The organism is Mesorhizobium sp. M7A.F.Ca.US.005.03.2.1 (genome assembly GCF_003997795.1).
Lineage (GTDB): Bacteria > Pseudomonadota > Alphaproteobacteria > Rhizobiales > Rhizobiaceae > Mesorhizobium > Mesorhizobium ciceri.
The window spans coordinates 1-643 of record NZ_RZRP01001503.1; the positions used below are offsets into that span (position 1 = coordinate 1).

Here is a 643-nt window from a genome sequence, read left to right on the forward strand (position 1 = left end):
GCCAGAAGGCGAGCCGCGCGGCTTCACCGCCAACTCGTTCACCTCAGTGTCGCTCGATCCGCCCCTCGTGCTGGTCTGCATCGCCCACAAGGCCTTAGGCCATCCTGTCTTCGCGACATCGAAAAGCTTCGCCATCAACATCCTCAACGAGGGCCAGAAGGCAGCGTCCGGCATCTTCGCCTCGAAAGCCGCCGACAAGTTCGCCGCCGTAGCATGGCGGCCGGGAAGGACCGGCAGTCCCGTTTTGGACGGCTCCGTCGCGTCCTTTGACTGCGACATGGAGCGGCTGGTCGAGGCCGGCGATCATTCGATCCTCATCGGCCGCGTCCGCGATTTCGAGCACAATTCCGCGCAGCCGCTCGGCTATTGCCGCGGCGCCTATGTTGCACCCGGCCTCAGCCAGGACGCGCTGGCCGCGACCCAGCCCGGCACCGATGTCGGCGCCATCCTCGAAAATGGTGGCCGGATCCTGTTCGTGGAAACGGCGGACGGTTTTGAACTGCCGCGCGGCCGAGGGTTGGGTTCGGCAGGCGATGGCAATAGTCTGCGTGGACTGCTTGCGGCAAAGGCCATCGAGGCCCAGCTCGGCTTCCTGTTCGCCGTCTGGGACGACGCCGGACCTGTTTCGCGCACGCATGTCTAC

At 65.5% G+C, this 643-nt stretch carries 1 protein-coding gene; it reads left to right on the forward strand.

Features of this window, described 5'->3' with window-relative positions; genetic code table 11:
* On the forward strand, nucleotides 1-643 hold a 643-nt coding region (locus EN991_RS38750; RefSeq protein WP_164769788.1), incomplete at both ends, for a flavin reductase family protein.